The following is a 19,266-nucleotide window of genomic DNA, read 5'->3' as shown; positions in this document are numbered from 1 at the left end:
TTTAATACATTCCTGTTGGAGGTTCGCGATCGGTCGGATATTTTAAGACTTCAGCCAGTTCTTGCAATTGAGTTGCTTGCACTAAACTCGAATGAGCAGCTTGAATATTTTTTTGCATGAACTGTTGCAATTCAGTGCCATTCATGCTGTCAGATTCGGGAGGATTGTAGGAAGAATAGCGATCGCGCAAATCTCCCTTGTTCTGCAACACCCTTGCTGCTGTGACTTCCACAGTCATGGTTCCCATGCCGATCGGCTTCCCGCCACCTACCTTGAGGGCGATCGCATATTTTGGATCTTGGCCCAGCACAATCAAAAGCGTTCCCAACTCTGCTGGCGTTAAATTTTTGAATTGTATCTGTGTTTTAAAAGTATACTCTTTAGCAGCTTGCTGAACAGTAATGCCTTGATTTTGACCTTTGTCGATCGCTCTAATTGTGTGATAATAAAACTTGCGTCCAGCTACATTACCTCTTTGGTCAAAATATGCTCTTCTTTGGTCAGGACGGGGACGATATAAAGATGGCATAAATCCAGTAGCAAAACCTGTTTTTTCGCATTTAGCATCGCTGAATTCAATTAGCCCTTGCCAATCTAAAGCACCGAATACTTGACTTGCCGGACAGAGTTCTTGTTTATTTTTACAAGGCAGGCGATCGGACGGAATTTTATCTTTGTATCTTGATGTAATTACTGCTAAAGTGCTATTAGTAATGGCTTCGTATGCCGATCGGATGCAGCCTTTGAGAGAACTACCTTGAATTGATAGTTTTTGGTCAATATTTTGAACCATTGTTTTGATTAAAGGGACGCGGCTGCCTATGTCGCTACCCATGACAACTACGCCTGTAGAGACGTGCAAAGTAGTCTGAACTTTCAAAGTGATAAACAAAGTTCCGTGCAGGCGATCGACCAAATATTTGTGATGTCCGGCAGGAGCTTTTTTCGGCGGGCGTTCGTTGGGAAAACTAATTAATTCATAAGGTTTAGGCACTCCGATTTCACCAGCATAGTTATTAGAAACGGGGCGGCTTGGCGGCGGTGTAGAACCTCGGAGTTTAGGTACGGGATTATTAGTCATTTTTTACTCCTGACGGTGAGGGCGATAAAATGAACGGTGGCAGTTCTTTGGTCTTTAAAGTATCGCTGACCTATGGTAATATTCTTAGAGTCAATTTTTTCGTCATTTTCTCCTTTATAGATAAAAGTTTTAGGAAATTTGGGTTCGTCAAGGCTGTGAAAGTAAGCAGCGCGATCGCAGCATTCCCAATTTTCGCCGATCGCCTCAAATCCCTCTAAATCGGCTGGAACCCTACTCAGGATTAACGCTTCATATGTACTTCCCTGCTTTTTCCAGCGCAATTCGCGATCGCTATTAAACATCTGCCCTTCAAAGCCGAGAGACAACTCATCGGGCAATTTCCTGCAAATGCCACTGACTGCGTGGGGCGATCGCACAAAATAGTAACTTTCCTCAGTTGCTAACTCTTCTAGCAACTTTTTGGCTTCATCCGGTGATAAACGCGATCGAACATATACAAAACCTGTATTCATGCTACAGCACCTGTTAAAAGCTTACTCCAAGCAGAAACTGCACATTTAAATAAATTGGGTACACCAGTCTCACCATCACCTTGCCATTTTAGCTGCACTCCAAAACCTAAATCCATCGGTTCAGCAGCAATTGGAGTTTGTTCGCGATCGGGTTGAGAAAAGCCGTAATTTCCGGCTTCATCAACTTCTAAAAATTCTCCTGCACCCAGCAAGAAAGCGTGTCCCCATTGACCAGGCTTTACTATTTGTTTAATTTGGCGATTATCTTCATCTAATACACAACCGGGATACTGAACTACGGCTTCGTTAAATTTTACTGTCACCGTCCCCAAACCGCGAGATTTAGCAAAACCGATGCCAAACCAGCCATCATTTAAGTCTCGCAAAACTAAGCCAATTAAGCCTAATTGTGCTAAGGAAAAGTTTTTCAGATGTATTTTAGTGCGAAATTCTCCAGCGGTGCAGACTTGATAGTTAAATGGGCCCACGGCTACGGAACCAAAAACGCGATCGATCGCGACTCCATTTCGTTCTTGAATTTTAAGCTGTTTCTTATCAATTGGGTGAGCATCTTCTATTCTAAGTCTGCTAGCAATTGAAGTGTTGCCGAAAATGCGATCGGTAAATGAAGATAACTTGTAAATATCGCTGGATGATTTCTTCTGTAAGTAATCGTAATTGTCATTCAATGGATCGTTAGCCCAGAGAATGTCTGGATTATTAGGATTACTATCTGTTCCTATGGTTCTGACAATTCTCTCAGCATGAGCGCGAATAGCACCTTTTAAACTGCTTCCCGGTAGATAAATTGACTTGCCTCCTGCGTGGTAAGTCTCGACAAATTCCATATCCGGTTTAGTCGGATCGGCTCCTTCTTTACCGGATTTTATCAGAATCGGCCCGTCAGGAATGAGAGTTAAGTCAATGGTACAATGATTGACAAATCGTTTGTGCATAGTTTAGTAGGTCGAGAGATGATTTAGAATTAAGCAGCTACTAACTCATTTAGCTGAATTTCGCATTGCTGAAAAACATAGTTAACGGCAGCAAAGAGTAGATCGATTTCCTGAATTGTATAGGATTTTCTATTGCATATAAATTTATCCCCTTCAAGTTTGCCAAATTCCCAAAGTCTACCGTGGGAAACAATTCCAAAGATAGCGTTATTTGTTCGATCGCCAGTCTGCTGTGCAACAATCATTTCAAGAAGACATTGAACCCACCCTTCATGAAATCTATCTTGCTTAGCATCGACTAATACCAAATAAGGTTTATCAAAAACGACTTTTCCCAAATGAGAGCGTTTAGCCAAAATATATTCAGGAAACCTGTCAGGGTTTTCACAATCCGTGAGATATTTATGACTCCACAAAACAAACTTAGTACGATAATGTTTCCAAACTTCTTTGACAACTGGATAAATTAAGTTCTCACAAATTGTAAATTCTGAATCATCAGGTAATCCATCCTGAATGACAATTTCCAAATCTTTTAGAAAGCAGCTAGGAATATCAAACTCAGTTTCGCCTATAAAATTGACTTCTGTGTAGTAAATCTGAAAATTTTGAAGAACTTCGCCGAGTTCTTGATAATTGCTGAACGCCATATTTACCTCACTGTGTCTGAGTTATAGTTTCAGATGATTTGGTTTGTTTAGGAGTCAGTCGATCGATCAGCTTTTGTACCCACTCATCTTTATAATCGGCCGCATCTTCATAAGCCGTTTCATCTCCCATGACTAACTTTTGTAAGTATTCTAACAAAAATTCGGGATGGTCTTCGACATCAATCCAGCGCATTTTGTCAATTTCTAGTTTAACCACACCTAAGCCGCGCGATCGTCCGCCTCCGAGAGGTATTTGTTCTGTCTCAAATTGGTGCAAACCAATCATCAATAAACCCAATTCCCAATCGTGAGCATTTTCAACTACTGCTTTAAAATCAAACGGTGTTGCGGCGGGGACAACTTGGTAGTCGTAAAGTTTGCCATCTGCGGCGGTTTCTGTGTCTCTGTCAATGGCTACACCATCTCGTTCTTGATATTGTCCAAACCACGCATCGGGTTGTACGGTTAAGTCGCGAACTTGGAATTTACTAGCCATCCAAGGAGTGCCAAATAAACTACCAATATCGTCGGTTATACCGATGAGTTCTTGTGTTAAATTTAAGTCATTATTTTTGTACTTTTCTTTGAAAGCTTTGACTTGATTGTTTCTAGTTGAAGTTGTGTAGTTAGCCGGATCTTCTGCTAAATTTGGGTCAATACCTCGAAGGAAGCTCTCTAAGCGCGATCGCAGAGCACCTTTAAAGCTTGAACCGGGAATTAAAGGTCTACCCAAAGCATCTTTGATTACTGGTAAATCGGAGCCGATGGGCTCAGTGGAACGTCCGGCACTAATGCGTAATGCCGTTACTGTTGTAAGTGTTCCTGTGATTTCCAGTCGATTTTTGAATGTATCAAACATAAACTTACCTACGTAATTAAGTTAATTCAGACTTAACCAACTGAACACATCAATTATTTCACAAATTCCATACGCATGAAAGGAGCATACGATCGCCGTTCAGTTGTAGGATCGACTGTAACCTTACTTGCATATTTTGGACCCTCCTGATCTTCGCGGATTGCTCTCCACACCAGCATACGCCAATCTTCCACAGATACTAAATAGCGATCGGTTGTTCTACCAGGCTTGAGCCAGCGCAACCCATTCCCAACGTTAATATGTTCATATTGTTGAAAACCATCTTTGGAACTAGCAGCCTTCAACAAAAAAGCAAATGGATCACACTGTCTTAGTTGTGCCAGATTATCAAAACAATCTCTAATAGCTTTTTGAGAAAGAAAGGGGACTAAAACTGAAGGTTTACGCATTTCCTCAAGAAACAAGAAACCTACACCAGAAATAGTTACTCCTTCCTCGGAAAACTCAATTAGTGGCTTAAACGCTTCTCTTTCAGAATAAGGGACATTATTTTCCCATTCTGCTTGAGTAATTGCTGTCTCACGCTCAATCTTTTCTAGTAAATCTTTATAAGCTTCAAATTGCGATCGCTTAAATTCTACAGGAAGTGGAGGTAATTCTATAACTGTAGTTGACTGTTCAAAAATATAATCACACTTAACTCCTTTCAACATCCCCAGTAAAACTGTGTAAGGAACCAGTGCTTTATATCCTCCAGTCGGATTCAGAATAATATTACTTGCCTCATAGCTATTAACTTCTTTAATAATGCGCTGTACAAATTCAACTACTCCTGTTGTTCGGAAAAGATCGGGATCTATAACTTGAAGCCCCGGAACTGATTCTGCTTTGGCATATATACCCTCCCAATGATGTTTTAGATATTTCTCAACCGCAAGAGCGCAGCAATATCCGTCGTCCGTACTTGAAGCAAGCAAAATTATTCTATCTTGATTGGTAATCCCAATCCGAACAAGAGAATGAATTTCCGCGGATAAGTCGTTCTTCAAGCTTTCTCCTTCTGGACGGATATCACGGAAAGTAGAAAATATTGTTTCAGCAGCACATTCCATACTTTGTTGCTGTCTAACCCAATTAGTTAGCTCCCGCGGTTTAACTCCTGAAATTTTTCTGGCAGCGCTGATACCCACGGAGCATATAACTGTCTTAATCATTTCAAAATCTCCTATTAATTTATGGAAGACTGTTATAGATAGTTAGAGATTTTGTCCATCTTTCAAATACTTGAGATGTCGAGAGCCATAACCTAAATAACGGCGAATTAGTTCCAGCCAAATAGGTTTAAAGTCAGTTTGAGAACATTCTGCAATTATTCCAGCACTATTTTTAATGTTACCATCAATATCTTGAATCAGCCTTGTCGCTAAAGATTCTTCCCCCCTTCCCCATTTTCTATCTCTTCCTACTTGATATCGCACAAAGTTTTTAATAACTTCTGCACTATCAGTTGTGTCAGCAACGCGGACTAAGTTGCGGAACTGTGATTCCTCTAGTTCTTCTTTTCCCGACTTGCCATATTGACAAGTATCTAAAGCATCCTGAATCCAAATGACTAGATCGTCTTCTACTTGGCGAATAGATCTTTGTACTTCTAACTCTATTTTTTGCTCTGTGCTTATACTCATACTGGCTTGTCTCTAAATATAAGGTGAAAATCGTTGCAAATTTGAATTTGACCGAAGCCTTCAGAAGTTCGATCGCCCAATCCCCTCATTTCCAACTCTCCCAATCTCTGAATCCAAAGCTCTGGTTGAGTTGTACTGAACAAATAAACCGCTCCTTTCGTGGTAATCAGCTCTACATCTTTCATCAACCCCCAGCCCGCATTCCAACCAGACAGAAAATCATAACTGCTGTAAGCCGCCTCCAAACGCAAAGATTTATCTTGAGCTTCAACCCCTGCAAACTGGTGCAACATCTTTTCAGATATTACAGTTGTACGTCGCCAGTTTTCAGTCAGTATAGCATCAGATTGCAAGTCCAGGGTGAAGTAAGTTAGCTTTGTTGGTGACTCTTTAATAGGACTGCCAAAAACTACCCATTTGTCCCAACGCTCTTTTAGCCTTTGATTGAATTCATCGATGCGATCGCTCACATCTATCTTAGCATCAACAGGATTTTTTGTCTGAATTTCAACTTTCCCCAATCCTCTGGAAGTCGAACCGCCCAACCGAAAATTTTGATGGCGATCCTGAATGAAATTTCGCAGAGATTCTGCTAAATCGTCTTCCACTAAAATCGCACCTAGATAGTAAACAGGATTTTGTTTGGTTTCCTGAGATTCATTCAAAACTTCCAGGCTGTAAAGTATTTCTTCCTCCGATGTAGCCCTGCGACGATTAATCCCAACTCGCGTTAGTAGGCGTTTGTTGACCTTAAGACTGTGATACATATCGTCGAATTTACCATAAAAAGTAATTCCAGCAGAATCGACTCTCCCTCCATCTTTTGGGCAATTTGGATCGTAGGGATGTCCATAACCTTCAGCACAAAAGCGATCGATTAAAGTGTCAAAAACGCCATTTCTTTCTGGATCGTCCTCTTCCTCTTTGAAACCAGGCTTATTTTTAGAACTGAGTGCTGTTGCAGGTAAAACTCCATATTCTTCAAATGTATCTTTAGAGACTAGATCGCCATCAAATATCAGTGCTGGATAAGCATTTTGAAAAATTGCGGGATGTTCACTCAAGAATAAAGCTTGAAAATCGCCGCCATTTTTGGTCAAATCAGTCGATCGCCCATTTGATAGATCCAAAATCTGAGCAGCCACAGCACCCCGAATCACCGTACCGGGGATATAGTCTACAGCTTCGCTAATCGAACCTCCCGGTTTCTGGCGCGCGATCGCCAAAGGAGACAAAACCTTAATTTCCAGTTCAATTCGCTGCATTTTCCCCTCCCTTCGCTAGACAATCCCAATCTGCATCAGTAACTTCAAAATTCGGTAAAGTTTCCCAACTCAGCCATCCCAAACCTGCCGATTTACTTCCACCTAATGCGTGAATGTGCTTGAAACCAGCCAACATCAGAGGTTTCGCATAACTGGGACAATTTGGTAACAGATGAATTTGACCTTTAAACTTCAGTGAAACATTCGGCGGAGAAGTCTCTAAAAAGTAAAGTTTGTTTTCTTCAGCGGTGCGACGGCGGCGATTAATTGTGACTCCCGGACGTATAAATTCAGCTAAATTTTCCGGGTCTTCTGTGCAAATTAAGTCGTCAATAATTATGCGCGACGGCAAAACTGGATCGCCGAAAATTTGACTAATTAAACAGTGATAAGTATCATTATATCCTAATACTTCGTATTCGTTGCGCTTAAATTCATTCGGTGCATTCTCTCTGCGGACAACCATTTTACCGGCATTCGGAGATTCGCAAATTTCCCACCCCAAACCTCTCGCAATTTTCTCGCATTCGTGACGGAGGCGGCCTTTGATTTGAGAACCGGGAATTAACAAGTTGTCTTCTGAATTGCGGACGATCGGCTTATCTGCAAGGGAACCGGAGGAACCGCCCGCGCCTACACACAAAGCTGTATCAATTACTGCTGTAAGTGCGTAAGTCTCTATTGACGTTGATAAAGTCCTGAGAACAATCATGATTCAACCTCCGCCTCTGCCGAGCTTTCTGAACTTAATTGGGAATCTTCTAATTCAATGAAATCGTAAATATCTACAATTTCCCGCCAGATCGTTTCATATACGGTTCGTTTATTTTCCTCTATCACAGACATCCAAGGAGCTAGATTACCATAATTTTCTGCATTTTTTGGCTTGCACCAAGCTTCTTCAAACTCTTTTTTAAGTATTTCTGAATTACCATCTTTGAGTCTGGTTCGGAAATAGCGGTAGTTGAGAATCGTTGTATTTTTCCCTTGTTCTAGGAAACTGCGAATTTGGTAGAGTTGCGATTTGGGAAATTCAGCTTCTTTCAGCGCTTTGACCGACTCAATCAATCCGCCAATTTCATGCAAAGTGTACGGTGCGGCGTACAACTTAAGTTCTTGAGGACTGTCTTTGGTTAATGCTTCCTTGCGGAAGTCCTCAATGCTAGATGAAAGGGCAGTTACCGATTTCATTACCAGAAAATCAACTGTACCTCCACAGTATCCGTGTTTTTTTAAATCCTTAGCACGTTTTTTGGCTGATTTGAGCAATTGCTCGTAAAGTTTTTTGGCATAATAAATCGGAGTTTTCTGGTCGGCAATTAACACGCCGATTGATGTGCTTAATTGACATTTGCTAGCTGCTGCATTTTGACTTAGGTAGCGGTGACACTTACTGAGATCGATCGGCTTTTCTGGCTGAGTTTTAGTTTCATAGTTTCCTTTGATTTCCACGCCCGGTATCTGAACTTGTTTGAGCAAGATTTGTTCAAACTGTTCGCCGATAGTTTTGGCGATCGCCAATGCCCGATCTGCGGGTACAATCAAGATAATGTCATCGCCACCAATCGTAATAATCTCAAAGGGATGAATCCAAGCACCATCGGGAAGAGTCGATTCTGACTTGTTATTTTCTTTGACTTGGCGGGGATGAAGATGCTCGGCTAAGGCTTGATAAACAGCATATTTAGTGGCATTGTCAACATCTTCGCTAAAATCTTGATATTTTTGGGGAGTGGTGATTTTTTGAATATAGCCACCCATGTTATTGCCGTCAGCATAGATGTAGGCTACAAAGCCTTTACTCAAACTACCAAGCTGAGTTAAAGATTGAGCTACTTCAACTGTCTCAAGGTCGTTATCGCCGCAGTATTTCTGAAGTTTTTCGGGATGCTTTTCTAAGAAATCCTCAAATTTGTCAACCCAACCTTCAATGACATCAGGACGCCATTCTGCGTACCAATGAGTGTCTTTGATTGTTCCCTTCTTAGCCCGATCGCCCGCTTTGCGTTTCCGTGCAGAAACTTCCGAAAACCAAGGACTCCCCGGAAGACCTTTTTGACTGCGATTGTCGGGATTGTCGGTAGCGCGCGTGATAGCCGATCGCCGATCCGACTGATCTCTTTGCAAATAAGGGTGCGTTTCCAACATCGGCGGATAGCGGCGGCTGGGACGCTTTTCAACGTCATTCCCTTCAAAGTCATTACCACTGCGCCGTTGATTAAACATCACGGCTAATTTAGTAGTTAATTCATTAAAACTCTTGCGATTTATAAACGCCTCTTCAATATGAGATGAATAGACAGGTTGATTTGACTCTTTATCCAGCTTGCCAAAATAAGCTGCAACCACCGGATTTTTATATTCTGGGCGGTATTTATCTAGCCAGAAAGTTTCTTCTATCTGGTCTCGCAGCAAGCCAAATCGAATTTCTAAAAGCTTAAACGTATCTCCCACCGCGCAGGAATTAGCAGTTATGGTTTCATGGGAATAGCGTTTTTCAATGGCATCAGTTAACTCATTCACAAAAGCTGCTGGGCAGAAAGCTAAAATATTGCCACCAGTAGAATAGACAATCATTTCGGAAATCAAAGCCTCTGAAAGCTTTGGAACTCCAGTAAAGTTTTTATCCAGCCATTTTTTTACTTCTAAAGACTGAATTTTATCACTTGCAGATTCAGGACGTTTGCCAAAAAAAGCTGGCAAATCAACTAAGTTTATGCGATCGAGTAGTGCAGATGCACCGCGAATGTCTGGCAGTTTTGCGTCTTCAAATACATACTGCTTAACCTTAGTGACACCGCCGTACACTAAACCAATTTTTCCCGGCTGATTCCACAAATTCGGGTATTTATTTTGCAAATCAATAATTGTTTCTGGAAACTCTTCTCTGGAAATATTTTCTGGAATAGCCAGAAGTTCCCGCACCCGATCGACAATTTCCCTCACCTGGGGCGGCACTTCCTCCCCAGAAGTCAACGCCCGTCGCATTTCCTGCAACACGCTTAGATCAAATTGAGGTTTCCGTCGATCGCCCCACGCGACACACCAAGCAATACCGATCGCAATACTGTCCATATGCAAACCACTCCTCATCCGGTATGACAGCCCAAGATTGCCTTAATAATTTGTAATTCTTCAACGTACAACTCTATCTAATTTACTATTGTCACCTAAATTTTCCACAAAAATCAACCCTCAGAAAAATAATCCCCAACTCCCCCAACTCCCCTCAAACCAATCATTTTTCAGACATAACTGGCGCTGCACCTACCCAAAATGACAACAAATAGGGTAAAGTAAACGGCACAATAGTCTAAGGTTCTCGAACTGCCACAACTCGGCACATTCACCCTTAATCGACAAAACTCACAGATACAGGCGACATTCACCACCAACTACCAACCCCTAACAACCGACAAAAATGCAAACCTACTACTACGTTTTAGCCAGCCAACGCTTTTTGCTAGAAGAAGAAGCCCTTGATGAAGTGTTTAAAGAAAGAACTCGCAACTACCATGAACAAGAAAAACAAATAGACTTCTGGTTGGTCAAACAACCCGCTTTCCTAGAAGCACCCGCAATGGCAGCCATTAAAGCAAAATGCCCTCAACCAGCAGCAGCTATTGTTTCCACAGATCCAGTGTTCATTACTTGGTTAAAACTGCGATTAGAATATGTACTGACAGGTGAATTTCAAGCACCGTCAGCAACTATTCCCGATGCCCTCGCATCCCTACAGACAGCATGAATAAACAAGCACAAAAATCCACAGCGAAGTTAGGAAAATTTAGGGAAGAATTGTACAATTTTATTGTGTCTATTCCCCTATTTTCTGCTACTTCGATCGCAATTTTGACATTGACAATTTTGGCGAGTTCTGTTAAAGCTCAGTCAAGCTGCGAACCACCGAAGTCCGACGAATATCTACTGTTAATTGTCACCCGAACACCGGAACAGCAAGAAAAAGCAAAACGCTCTTTTCCCGGAAATAATGACAATACAGTTTGTCGGTACATTAACGATACTGTGACGAGGGTTGGTGGGTTTCGTAACTCGCAAATTGCGATCGATTGGGTTAAATACATCAAAGATGTTGTCGGATTGCAGGCTTACGTAGTTCGATCGCCCGCAGCAGCACTTCCCCAAAACCTGCCAGTCTACAACCCCCAGCCAGCACCAGGTTCAGAACCAATCGCCAATCCCCAGACTGGGAATAGTGGGTTCAATCCCCAAGCCCTCGGCCCCGGTTACGCCGTGTTAGTAGATTACTTCAATCAACCGGAATTAGCCGGCCAAGTCAAGCAAGCATTGGGTACGCAAGTAGGCTTAGCTTCCTACGGCCAACGTCCCTTTTTATTCGTTGCTTATACAACGGATCAAAACGCTGCTACTGCGGCGGTAAAAGCATTGAGCGATCGCGGTTTTTGGCCGATGTTGGTAGATAGCCGCCGTGTTACGGTAATTAGTCCTGCTGTTAGGTAAAATAGGACTTACGCCAGCACAATATATAGCTTGACAAAAGTGACGATCGCCCGTTAAATAGAAATGAGCGATCGTCGTATTTAAAATTTTGCAAGATGCCTTCGATACCCGCTTGACTTGGATGTGGATCTCGATTCAAATGTTGCGATCGCACGGACAAGTTCGCAAAATTCTTATATTTCCGACTGCTGCGCCTCCAGCCAAGCCTGCAAATCCGCCCCAGTAGCAAAATCCAACAGCGCCTCACTCAAATCTTCGAGTATCGGCAAGGGCAGATTAGCAACGCGCGATCGCATTTCCTCAGACATTTCCTGCTGTAACCGACGAGTCAATTGTCGGACAATCAGCGCACAGGCTTCTGCTTGTCGTCCTTGCTGTAATCCTTGCTGCAATCCTTGCTGCAATCCTTCCGCTTTAGCTTCTTGATAGAACCTCGTTTCCTGTAGTGTAATTCCCAACATCGATTCCACCTCCGCTCGACTTAACTGTGTAAATTTGTATGACATAATAGTCGTCAATAGTTCTATTATGTCACGGCTGGCTTCTGGGGCAACTTCTTGCTCCATTCGGCTCAGCAAATATCTTGCTTCTGCTGGTGCTTGAGCCTCTTCGACAGTCGTCAACACCATCAGCGCAATTCCCAAAGGCAAGGCCCGAATATCCCCCAACTCATCTAAGCACACCCGATGCACTTGATTGCTGTTGAGCAGAGCTCGATAAGGATAAACATCGCTTTGTTCAATGCTACGAGATGGATAAATCACCACAGCTTGCCAATCGCTATAACGACTGCGATTGCGGTAAAAATATAAAAATGATTCGCCAAACAACCTTTCGTAAAGTTGTTCATCTTTTTGAAACTGAACTTCACAAAAATAGACGATGCCTGCACCTTCAGATTCTGGTGGCAAAAATACGCCATCAATTTCAAATTTAGGTTCTTTGACTGCAACCGAGTCAAAGCGATAATTGGCAGCATTTGCTGGAGTTGTAGCCAGTAGATCGAACAGTAAAGTTGGCGCTTGCCCGAACATTTTGTAGAAGATTGAATCTCGTCGCATGAAATATTTGCAAAGAAAGAGAGATTAATTAATAATACATCATGGGATTGGCAGATTCCTAATATGATATAAGTCCTGTTATTGTCGTTGAAGCTGTTGCGGATTGTTTCCTAACTGACTTTCGGCCCGTTTTTTTGCCTCCACAGCCGCTCCATAATCCGGCTTGTAGCGAATTGCTTTGTCGTAAGAGCCGATCGCATCTCCGAATCTTTTCACCGCTACAAGGGCGTTACCGCGGCTGTACCAGGCTTCCGAATAGTCCGGTTTGACATAGACAGCTTCGTTGTAAGAGGCGATCGCATCTTCGTACCGCTTTAAATTGTACTGAGCATTACCTCTATTGTACCAGCCTTGAGATTCTTTCGGATTTAAATCCAAGGCTTTACTGTAACACTCAATAGCTGATTCGTACTTGCGTAATTCGTGGTAAGACCAACCTAAATTATACCATGCTTGATGATAATCCGGTTTTAATTTAACAGCTTTTTCGTAAGCTTCTACCGCTTCTTCATGTCGGCGCATTTTCAGCAAAGCTATGCCTTTACTATACCAAGCTTGATAAAAATTAGGCTGAAACCGCACGGCTTTTTCATAAGCTTCAAAAGCTTCTTGGTTTTTGTTCAATTCTAGGAAAACATTGCCTAAATTGTACCAAGCATCAGAATTGTCGAATTTAATTTCAACTGCTTTTTGATAGGATTCTACAGCGCGATCGTACTGTTTTAAATTTTGGTGAGCTTGGCCGCGATTGTACCACGCAAGGTACAAATTTGGCTGAAAATGTACGGCTTTTTCGTAGGATGCGATCGCCTCTTCATACCGCTGCGAGTCTAACAAAGCATCGCCTCTACCTTCCCACGCTGCGGGATAGTCTGGTTGGATTTTCAAAGCGTTGTCAAAAGATGCGATCGCCTCCTTTGACTGTTCTAACTTATCCAAAGCATAACCGCGTCCCGTCCAAGCCTCCAAATACTCCGGCTTTAATTCTATAGCTTTATCGTAGGCTGACTGTGATTCCTTGTATTTTTTCAACTCATATAAAGTTTTAGCTTTTTCCTGCCAAACTTCCGCATAATCCGGGCGGAGAGTTATGGCTCGATCGTAAGCTGCTAGAGCTTCTTCAAACTTGCTTAAATTGTAAAGAGTAATCCCTCGATTGTGCAAATCAGTTGCGTTAGCAGAATTAAAAGTATTGACACCATAAATTGATGCTATAATAGTGATACCAATAAAACTGGCAATTGCGCCAATTTTAAAATATAGTTTTTGTCGCGGTTTAGGCAGCTTTTTTGCAGCAACAACCGGAGGTAATATCGGAACAGTACCGCTGAAAGATTTTTGCAACTCTTTAATAGCTTCCAGTGTTTCACCAGCACTGGAATAACGCTGCCGAAAATCGTACTTTACCATCCGATCTAAAATCTTGGCAAATTCAGGACTCACCGATGCTTTATCCTGCCAAATAATTTCCTCTGTATCAGGATTTTTCGGCATTTGGTGGGGATTGATGCCCGTGAGAAACTGAATTGCGATCGCACCTGCTGCATAAATATCGCTGCTGAGTTTCGGATTACCGTGAGCTTGTTCGCTGGGCATATAACCGGGAGTACCGATGCTCACACTTAGGCTATTCTTGGGCTGAGGATTAGTAATTTGAGTAGTAATTTCCTTGACTGCGCCGAAGTCAATTAACACTAACTTACCATCTCGATCTCGGCGCAGGATATTGCGCGGATTGACATCCCGGTGAATCACATTTTGCTGGTGTACAAAATCTAAAATTTCCAGAACTTCTTGTAATATACAAATGACTTCATCTTCCTTCATACCTCCCACATTTCCAGGAGAACCCCCCCCTGCGCCGCCTTGGTAAGGGGGGGTTTGGGGGGGTGTAATTTCTTGACTTAAATCGTGGCCTTCGATAAATTCTTGAACGAGATAAAACTCTTGATTTTCTTCAAAGTAAGCAAAAAGTTGCGGAATGCGATCGTGATTTCCCAACTTATATAAGACTTGTGCTTCCGTATCAAACAAACGTCTTGCTATCTGTAAAGTTTCGGGATCGGTTGCTTGAGGTTTAAGCTGCTTGACGACGCACAGGTGATTACCTGGTAGCTGCTTATCTTCAGCTAAATAAGTTTGAGCAAATCCGCCGCCTCCCAAGTGACGGATAATGCTGTAGCGAGTGCCGAGTGTGATTCCAAGCATGAAATTTACCTGATATTTCCGAGTTTTTCTCCCCTTTCGGAGTAAAACAGGGGTTTGGGGAGAGGTTTTGTATCTGATTCAGTTTAACTAATTTGCGATCGGCTTTACAGCAGAAAGTCTATGAAAATACCAGTAGATTCTGCTGACAAGTGGTAAAATAGTCAGCTAATCATCTTTGCTCTGACAGTTTTACTTCAAAAAAGAGTGGTTAGTTTATTGAGAATTAACCTCCAACCAAGCAGTCAAATCTTCCGCGTTGGAGAAATCTAACAGGGCTTCTGTTAAATCATCCAATTTGTCGATCGACAATTCGCCGATCTGGGTTTGAACATCCGGGTTTAGTTGACCTAAACGGCGATTCAGCAAACGCATAGTTAACTCTATTTGTCCTTGTTTCTTGCCTTCTTCCCTGCCTTCTTCCCTGCTTAGAGCCACAGAACCCTCCTGATCTTGAATCAAAAACTCTTGCTCTTGCAACATATCAAATTCCTCTCGTGTCAAACTAACTTGATTCGCAATTTCAAAAGCTCTCTGAATTTGCGGAACTGTAGCCATTGCTTGAGGTACTTCATTCAAACTTCCAGTAGTTTTAATAAAGTAAATCCACTTGTCGGCGATTGTTTTTAATTCCTCCAATTCTTTCTGGAATTTTGGCAACTCTACGAATACTAACTCCATCTGATTATCGGGATAATCAGACAGGCGAGTTCTTTCTTTGAAAATAAAATGCGAAATCACATCTTGAGAATCATCAAACATTTTAAAATCTGTGATAGTCAAAGCAATCACGGGCCGCAATTGTCGGTAAAGTTCTCCCATTGTTAGTTGCAGTGCATAAGTTTTGGCAGCATTGTACAAAACTCGCTTGCTAAATGCCTGCACGTTCAAAACTTGCATTTCGATAATTACAAATGTGCCGTCGTTTAGTCTGGCTTTGACATCTAAGTAGCTGTTTTTAAGTCCGACTATCGGAGGGACTAAAGAAGGATCGATGATTTCTAAACTTTCAACGATGGCTTCCCCGTCATAAAGCAGGGCATTTAAGAAACTAATCAGAATATCTGTATTTTGATTCGAGCCAAATATTCTCTTGAAGGCAAAGTCAATTTTGGGATTGATGAATCTCATGTTATTCTTTTCACCTCAGATAGTTAGAGTGCAGGCTGTGCACTTTACTTTGATTTAACATGGTTTAGACGCATGGGCTAGAAACCCGGTTTCTACGATTTTTGCCAACAATCAGGATAAATCTACGAAGAAACCGGGTTTCTGAAGTCGCAGGTACCTCAGTCTAATTTTAGTTTAAAGGGCTTTCAAAATCTGATCGTCAACGGAAAAATCTATCTCAGCTTTGTCCCTTCCCGAAACTACATAATCATTCTGAAATGAATCTTTCAATCCCGAAACTAAGTCAAACTCCGGTTTCCAGTTAAGTTCGGTGACAGCTTTATTAACTGAGGCGAAAAAGTGCTGCAATCTCATGGGGAAAGCTTTCTTTTTACCAAAGTCAAATTGTTTCGGATCGTAGTGTACAATCTTAATAGCATCGGGTGATTTGCCTGCGGCTTGAATGCAGGCGCGCGCTAAACCATCAAAGGTGACAAATCGATCGCCCGAAACGTTGTAAATTTGCCCGATCGCCCTTTCGTTACCCAAAACCCCCGCCATCGCCATCGCCAAATCCTGACAGTGCCCCAACTGCGTGAAGTGCATCCCGTTACCAGGAATCGGAATCGGGCGATCGCGCGCAATGCGATCGAAAAACCAAGCCTCCAAATCGTTATAATTTTGAGGGCCGTAGATGTAAGTCGGGCGGATCGAAGTCCAAGGCAAACCGGACTCTGCCAAATAATTTTCCGTGTCGCACTTACCCAAATGTCGGCTTTTCGGATCCGTAGCGTCTCCTTCGATATGAGGCATTTGGTCGGATTTCAAATAAACCCCCGCAGAACTCATATAAACAAAGTGCTGCACCCGCCCCTTAAATATCTCAGCTAAAGGCTTTGTATCGCTCAATTCCCGACCGTTGTTGTCAAAAACCGCGTCAAACTCAACCGCCGATAACTGTTCTTGCAATTGTGCAACATTTGTGCGATCGCCCAAAATCTGTTTCACCCCCGCAACCGGCACAGGCTTATTGCCCCGGTTAAACAACACCACTTCATGCCCTTGTGCTGCTAAAATCTTAGTAAGATAAACCCCAATAAACCTAGTACCGCCCATCATTAAAATTCGCATTATTGCCCATGCTCCTTAAAGTTAGTGTCAATATATTACAATAAAGCGAGTAAGCTGTTGCAGCATTTAAATTGTATGTCAAAAAACAATCAAACCATGAGTGGGATGGGCTTCTAGCCCGTCCCGAATAATACAGTTTAAATTAGTAGTAACAGCTTATCTTGCTTTGCCAACACTTCACGATCGCATCAAGCTTAAAGAAACCGGGTTTTTAAACCGAATATCCGGGCGGAAACCTCTGTATTTTCGTAAAAAACCCGGTTTCTACGTACAGAAAAACTCCAATTGTGCGATCGATCAAAACAAACATAATTTTAACTCACCTAACATAGTCCTATGCAAGTTCCTAGGCTGCACCCAGAAACAATCGAAGAAGTCAAACAACGAGCCGACATAGTAGATGTTATTTCCGGTAGAGTTATCTTAAAAAAACGCGGCAAAGAATTCGTCGGCTTGTGTCCATTCCACGACGAAAAATCTCCCAGTTTCACCGTCAACCAAGCCAAACAAATGTACTATTGTTTCGGCTGCGGTGCAGGAGGCAATGCCTTTAAATTCCTCATGGAATTAGAAAAACGCTCCTTCAGCGAAGTCGTATTAGAATTAGCTAAAAATTACCAAGTCCCCATCAAAACAGTCGAACCTGAACACCGACAAGAATTGCAGCGCCAAATTTCTTTGCGGGAACAACTCTATGAAATCTCAGCACTAACCGCCAAATTTTACGAACACGCTTTACGGCAATCTCAAGGAGAAGAACCCTTAGCATATCTCAAATCAGAACGCAAGCTCAGCGAAGAAACTATCCAACAATTTCAACTAGGTTATGCACCTCAAGGTTGGGAAGCACTTTACAGTTATTTAGTAGAACAAAAAAACTATCCGGCGCAATTAGTAGAGCAAGCAGGATTAATTGTACCGCGCAAATCAGGCGGAAGTGGCTATTACGATCGCTTCCGCAACCGCATCATGATTCCCATTCGCGATACCCAAGGCAGAGTCATCGGTTTCGGCGGCAGAGCTCTCGGTGACGAACAACCTAAATATCTCAATTCTCCCGAAACAGAACTATTCGACAAAGGCAAGACTTTATATGGCTTAGATACAGCCAAAACAGCCATTAGCAAAGCCGATCGCGCGATCGTCGTAGAGGGGTACTTTGATGCGATCGCACTTCAAGCAGCGGGCATCTCCAACGCCGTCGCTTCCCTCGGCACAGCCCTGAGTTTAAACCAAGTGCGGCAGTTATTGCGGTACACTGACTCTAAACAAATTATCCTCAACTTCGACGCCGACAAAGCAGGAACCAAAGCAGCAGAGCGTGCCATTGGAGAAATAGAACAACTCGCCTATCAAGGAGAAGTACAACTGCGAGTGCTCAACATTCCCGACGGCAAAGATGCCGACGAATATCTCAAAACCTACTCCCCAGAACAATATCGAGAATTGCTCGACAATTCCCCATTGTGGCTTGATTGGCAAATCCAACAAATGCTCGTCAATCAAGATTTGAAGCAAGCGGATACTTCCCAACAAATCACCAAAAGAATCATTAAATTATTAACTAATATTACTGACGACAATCAGTTATCACATTATCTGCAAAAAAGCGCCGAAATCCTCAGTAAAGGAGATTTTAGACTCACAAAGATGATAGCAGAAAACTTGCTCAATCAAGTAGTCAGCGATTGGGGACAGCGGCTGAATCAAGACGAAGCATTGACAATGCCACTGTTAATTAGAAACAAGCTGAAGCCGAGCAAACAATATAAAAAGCAGCGTGCAAGCAGCGACAGCAAAAGTTCAAAAACAGGCTTTTCAGTAGCAGCCCGCAGTCTGTTAGAAGAAGCAGAAGCACAATTATTGCAGATTTATTTGCACTGTCCCGAATACCGTCAAGAAGTCAGAGAAGCCATAGAAGCTAGAGACGTGCAGTTTAGCCTTTCTCATCACAGATTTTTGTGGCACCTAATTTTGAATGCAGAAATACTGCACAACATCTATTTACAAGCAGCGCCTTCTGAGTTAATATTAAAATTACAAGATAGCTTTATTGAATATCCGACTCAACTCAATCAAATCTCGCATTTATTTCACTTAAACGAGTTTTCGGAAAAAAATGTGTATCGCGCGCCTTTAGTTATTCGATCGGCGATCGCCTGTATCGAGCAAATCATCAGCATCAAACGGCGCCGGATTGCCCTCGATATGTGGAAAAAAACCGATGCTGCTATAGAATATTACCAACAACTGTGCGCCGAACAAGAATGGATAGAAGAATTAGAGAGGCTGCGTCAAGTTAATTTTTACGACTTAACCTCTGTACCTTGGGGCTAATAAGATTTTA

The 19,266-nt window shown here is 42.4% G+C and carries 17 protein-coding genes; 3 read left to right on the top strand and 14 right to left on the bottom strand.

Translation table 11 applies throughout. The features are described 5' to 3' along the window. Nucleotide 1: 1 nt before the first annotated feature. The 10 genes from JGK36_RS00575 to cas10 are packed head-to-tail and all read right to left on the bottom strand — an operon-like array spanning nucleotide 2 to nucleotide 10,023. Nucleotides 2-1,081 carry an RAMP superfamily CRISPR-associated protein gene (locus JGK36_RS00575; RefSeq protein WP_293174761.1) on the bottom strand — a complete coding sequence of 360 codons (1,080 nt, stop codon included), beginning with the start codon at nucleotides 1,079-1,081 and terminating at the stop codon, nucleotides 2-4. After that, complete coding sequence (locus tag JGK36_RS00570; protein WP_293174764.1) at nucleotides 1,078-1,554, bottom strand: hypothetical protein; 477 nt, start codon at nucleotides 1,552-1,554, stop codon at nucleotides 1,078-1,080. Before JGK36_RS00570 ends, JGK36_RS00575 begins: the two co-directional genes overlap by 4 nt. After that, nucleotides 1,551-2,510, bottom strand: a complete 960-nt coding sequence (locus JGK36_RS00565; RefSeq protein ID WP_293174767.1) for an RAMP superfamily CRISPR-associated protein — start codon at nucleotides 2,508-2,510, stop codon at nucleotides 1,551-1,553. Before JGK36_RS00565 ends, JGK36_RS00570 begins: the two co-directional genes overlap by 4 nt. Before the next feature lie 29 nt (nucleotides 2,511-2,539). Beyond that, complete coding sequence (locus JGK36_RS00560) at nucleotides 2,540-3,160, bottom strand: hypothetical protein (protein ID WP_293174769.1); 621 nt, start codon at nucleotides 3,158-3,160, stop codon at nucleotides 2,540-2,542. A gap of 7 nt (nucleotides 3,161-3,167) precedes the next feature. Beyond that, complete coding sequence (gene csx7 / locus JGK36_RS00555; protein WP_293174772.1) at nucleotides 3,168-4,019, bottom strand: CRISPR-associated RAMP protein Csx7; 852 nt, start codon at nucleotides 4,017-4,019, stop codon at nucleotides 3,168-3,170. 53 nt (nucleotides 4,020-4,072) lie between these two features. Then, nucleotides 4,073-5,194: a putative CRISPR-associated protein gene (locus JGK36_RS00550; RefSeq protein WP_293174775.1), complete on the bottom strand. Its 1,122-nt coding sequence runs from the start codon at nucleotides 5,192-5,194 to the stop codon at nucleotides 4,073-4,075. A 42-nt stretch (nucleotides 5,195-5,236) separates the two neighbouring features. Continuing rightward, the gene (locus tag JGK36_RS00545; RefSeq protein ID WP_293174778.1) at nucleotides 5,237-5,665 is read right to left on the bottom strand and encodes a hypothetical protein; all 429 of its coding nucleotides are present in this window, start codon (nucleotides 5,663-5,665) and stop codon (nucleotides 5,237-5,239) included. Then, complete coding sequence (gene csx10, locus JGK36_RS00540; RefSeq protein WP_293174781.1) at nucleotides 5,662-6,930, bottom strand: CRISPR-associated RAMP protein Csx10; 1,269 nt, start codon at nucleotides 6,928-6,930, stop codon at nucleotides 5,662-5,664. Before csx10 ends, JGK36_RS00545 begins: the two co-directional genes overlap by 4 nt. Next, the gene (locus tag JGK36_RS00535; protein WP_293174784.1) at nucleotides 6,917-7,642 is read right to left on the bottom strand and encodes an RAMP superfamily CRISPR-associated protein; all 726 of its coding nucleotides are present in this window, start codon (nucleotides 7,640-7,642) and stop codon (nucleotides 6,917-6,919) included. The genes csx10 and JGK36_RS00535 overlap by 14 nt, the downstream gene beginning before the upstream one ends. Beyond that, on the bottom strand, nucleotides 7,639-10,023 hold the full coding sequence (cas10, locus tag JGK36_RS00530; RefSeq protein WP_293174787.1) for a type III-B CRISPR-associated protein Cas10/Cmr2: 2,385 nt from the start codon (nucleotides 10,021-10,023) through the stop codon (nucleotides 7,639-7,641). The genes JGK36_RS00535 and cas10 overlap by 4 nt, the downstream gene beginning before the upstream one ends. A gap of 328 nt (nucleotides 10,024-10,351) precedes the next feature. On the opposite strand from cas10, the gene JGK36_RS00525 reads away from it, so the two are divergent. Beyond that, entirely contained in the window at nucleotides 10,352-10,678 is a 327-nt protein-coding gene (locus tag JGK36_RS00525) for an MgPME-cyclase complex family protein (RefSeq protein WP_293174790.1), read from the top strand. Further along, complete coding sequence (locus JGK36_RS00520; protein WP_293174793.1) at nucleotides 10,675-11,412, top strand: hypothetical protein; 738 nt, start codon at nucleotides 10,675-10,677, stop codon at nucleotides 11,410-11,412. The genes JGK36_RS00525 and JGK36_RS00520 overlap by 4 nt, the downstream gene beginning before the upstream one ends. A 173-nt stretch (nucleotides 11,413-11,585) precedes the next feature. Here the strand turns inward: JGK36_RS00520 and JGK36_RS00515 are convergent, their stop codons facing one another. The 4 genes from JGK36_RS00515 to JGK36_RS00500 all read right to left on the bottom strand — a co-directional run bounded on the left by JGK36_RS00515 (nucleotide 11,586) and on the right by JGK36_RS00500 (nucleotide 16,919). Next, nucleotides 11,586-12,473 carry an Rpn family recombination-promoting nuclease/putative transposase gene (locus JGK36_RS00515; protein WP_293195724.1) on the bottom strand — a complete coding sequence of 296 codons (888 nt, stop codon included), beginning with the start codon at nucleotides 12,471-12,473 and terminating at the stop codon, nucleotides 11,586-11,588. 78 nt (nucleotides 12,474-12,551) lie between these two features. Continuing rightward, nucleotides 12,552-14,681, bottom strand: coding sequence for a serine/threonine-protein kinase (locus JGK36_RS00510; protein ID WP_293195726.1), 2,130 nt, complete (start codon nucleotides 14,679-14,681; stop codon nucleotides 12,552-12,554). A gap of 213 nt (nucleotides 14,682-14,894) precedes the next feature. After that, nucleotides 14,895-15,809 (bottom strand): Rpn family recombination-promoting nuclease/putative transposase, encoded by a 915-nt coding sequence (locus JGK36_RS00505; protein ID WP_293189661.1) that lies wholly within the window; start codon nucleotides 15,807-15,809, stop codon nucleotides 14,895-14,897. 174 nt (nucleotides 15,810-15,983) lie between these two features. Next, the gene (locus JGK36_RS00500; protein ID WP_293189659.1) at nucleotides 15,984-16,919 is read right to left on the bottom strand and encodes an NAD-dependent epimerase/dehydratase family protein; all 936 of its coding nucleotides are present in this window, start codon (nucleotides 16,917-16,919) and stop codon (nucleotides 15,984-15,986) included. 336 nt (nucleotides 16,920-17,255) lie between these two features. Here JGK36_RS00500 and dnaG point away from each other — a divergent pair, with 336 nt between their 5' ends. Continuing rightward, entirely contained in the window at nucleotides 17,256-19,256 is a 2,001-nt protein-coding gene (gene dnaG / locus JGK36_RS00495; RefSeq protein WP_293189657.1) for a DNA primase, read from the top strand. The last annotated feature ends 10 nt before the right edge of the window (nucleotides 19,257-19,266 follow it).

The sequence above is a fragment of the Microcoleus sp. PH2017_35_SFW_U_B genome, from assembly GCF_020737865.1.
Classification (GTDB): domain Bacteria; phylum Cyanobacteriota; class Cyanobacteriia; order Cyanobacteriales; family Microcoleaceae; genus Microcoleus.
The sequence above is the reverse complement of the archived record's forward strand: the minus strand, read 5'-3'. Positions and strand labels throughout refer to the sequence as shown.

What these genes read in the sequence shown, in the direction of transcription:
- JGK36_RS00535 (WP_293174784.1), bottom strand. Translation starts at nt 7,642, where the DNA reads ATGATTGTTCTCAGGACTTTATCAACGTCAATAGAGACTTACGCACTT.
- JGK36_RS00525 (WP_293174790.1), top strand. Translation starts at nt 10,352, where the DNA reads ATGCAAACCTACTACTACGTTTTAGCCAGCCAACGCTTTTTGCTAGAA.
- JGK36_RS00515 (WP_293195724.1), bottom strand. Translation starts at nt 12,473, where the DNA reads ATGCGACGAGATTCAATCTTCTACAAAATGTTCGGGCAAGCGCCAACT.
- JGK36_RS00575 (WP_293174761.1), bottom strand. Translation starts at nt 1,081, where the DNA reads ATGACTAATAATCCCGTACCTAAACTCCGAGGTTCTACACCGCCGCCA.
- JGK36_RS00510 (WP_293195726.1), bottom strand. Translation starts at nt 14,681, where the DNA reads ATGCTTGGAATCACACTCGGCACTCGCTACAGCATTATCCGTCACTTG.
- JGK36_RS00500 (WP_293189659.1), bottom strand. Translation starts at nt 16,919, where the DNA reads ATGCGAATTTTAATGATGGGCGGTACTAGGTTTATTGGGGTTTATCTT.
- JGK36_RS00550 (WP_293174775.1), bottom strand. Translation starts at nt 5,194, where the DNA reads ATGATTAAGACAGTTATATGCTCCGTGGGTATCAGCGCTGCCAGAAAA.
- JGK36_RS00560 (WP_293174769.1), bottom strand. Translation starts at nt 3,160, where the DNA reads ATGGCGTTCAGCAATTATCAAGAACTCGGCGAAGTTCTTCAAAATTTT.
- JGK36_RS00570 (WP_293174764.1), bottom strand. Translation starts at nt 1,554, where the DNA reads ATGAATACAGGTTTTGTATATGTTCGATCGCGTTTATCACCGGATGAA.
- JGK36_RS00520 (WP_293174793.1), top strand. Translation starts at nt 10,675, where the DNA reads ATGAATAAACAAGCACAAAAATCCACAGCGAAGTTAGGAAAATTTAGG.
- csx10 (WP_293174781.1), bottom strand. Translation starts at nt 6,930, where the DNA reads ATGCAGCGAATTGAACTGGAAATTAAGGTTTTGTCTCCTTTGGCGATC.
- cas10 (WP_293174787.1), bottom strand. Translation starts at nt 10,023, where the DNA reads ATGAGGAGTGGTTTGCATATGGACAGTATTGCGATCGGTATTGCTTGG.
- JGK36_RS00545 (WP_293174778.1), bottom strand. Translation starts at nt 5,665, where the DNA reads ATGAGTATAAGCACAGAGCAAAAAATAGAGTTAGAAGTACAAAGATCT.
- dnaG (WP_293189657.1), top strand. Translation starts at nt 17,256, where the DNA reads ATGCAAGTTCCTAGGCTGCACCCAGAAACAATCGAAGAAGTCAAACAA.
- JGK36_RS00505 (WP_293189661.1), bottom strand. Translation starts at nt 15,809, where the DNA reads ATGAGATTCATCAATCCCAAAATTGACTTTGCCTTCAAGAGAATATTT.
- csx7 (WP_293174772.1), bottom strand. Translation starts at nt 4,019, where the DNA reads ATGTTTGATACATTCAAAAATCGACTGGAAATCACAGGAACACTTACA.
- JGK36_RS00565 (WP_293174767.1), bottom strand. Translation starts at nt 2,510, where the DNA reads ATGCACAAACGATTTGTCAATCATTGTACCATTGACTTAACTCTCATT.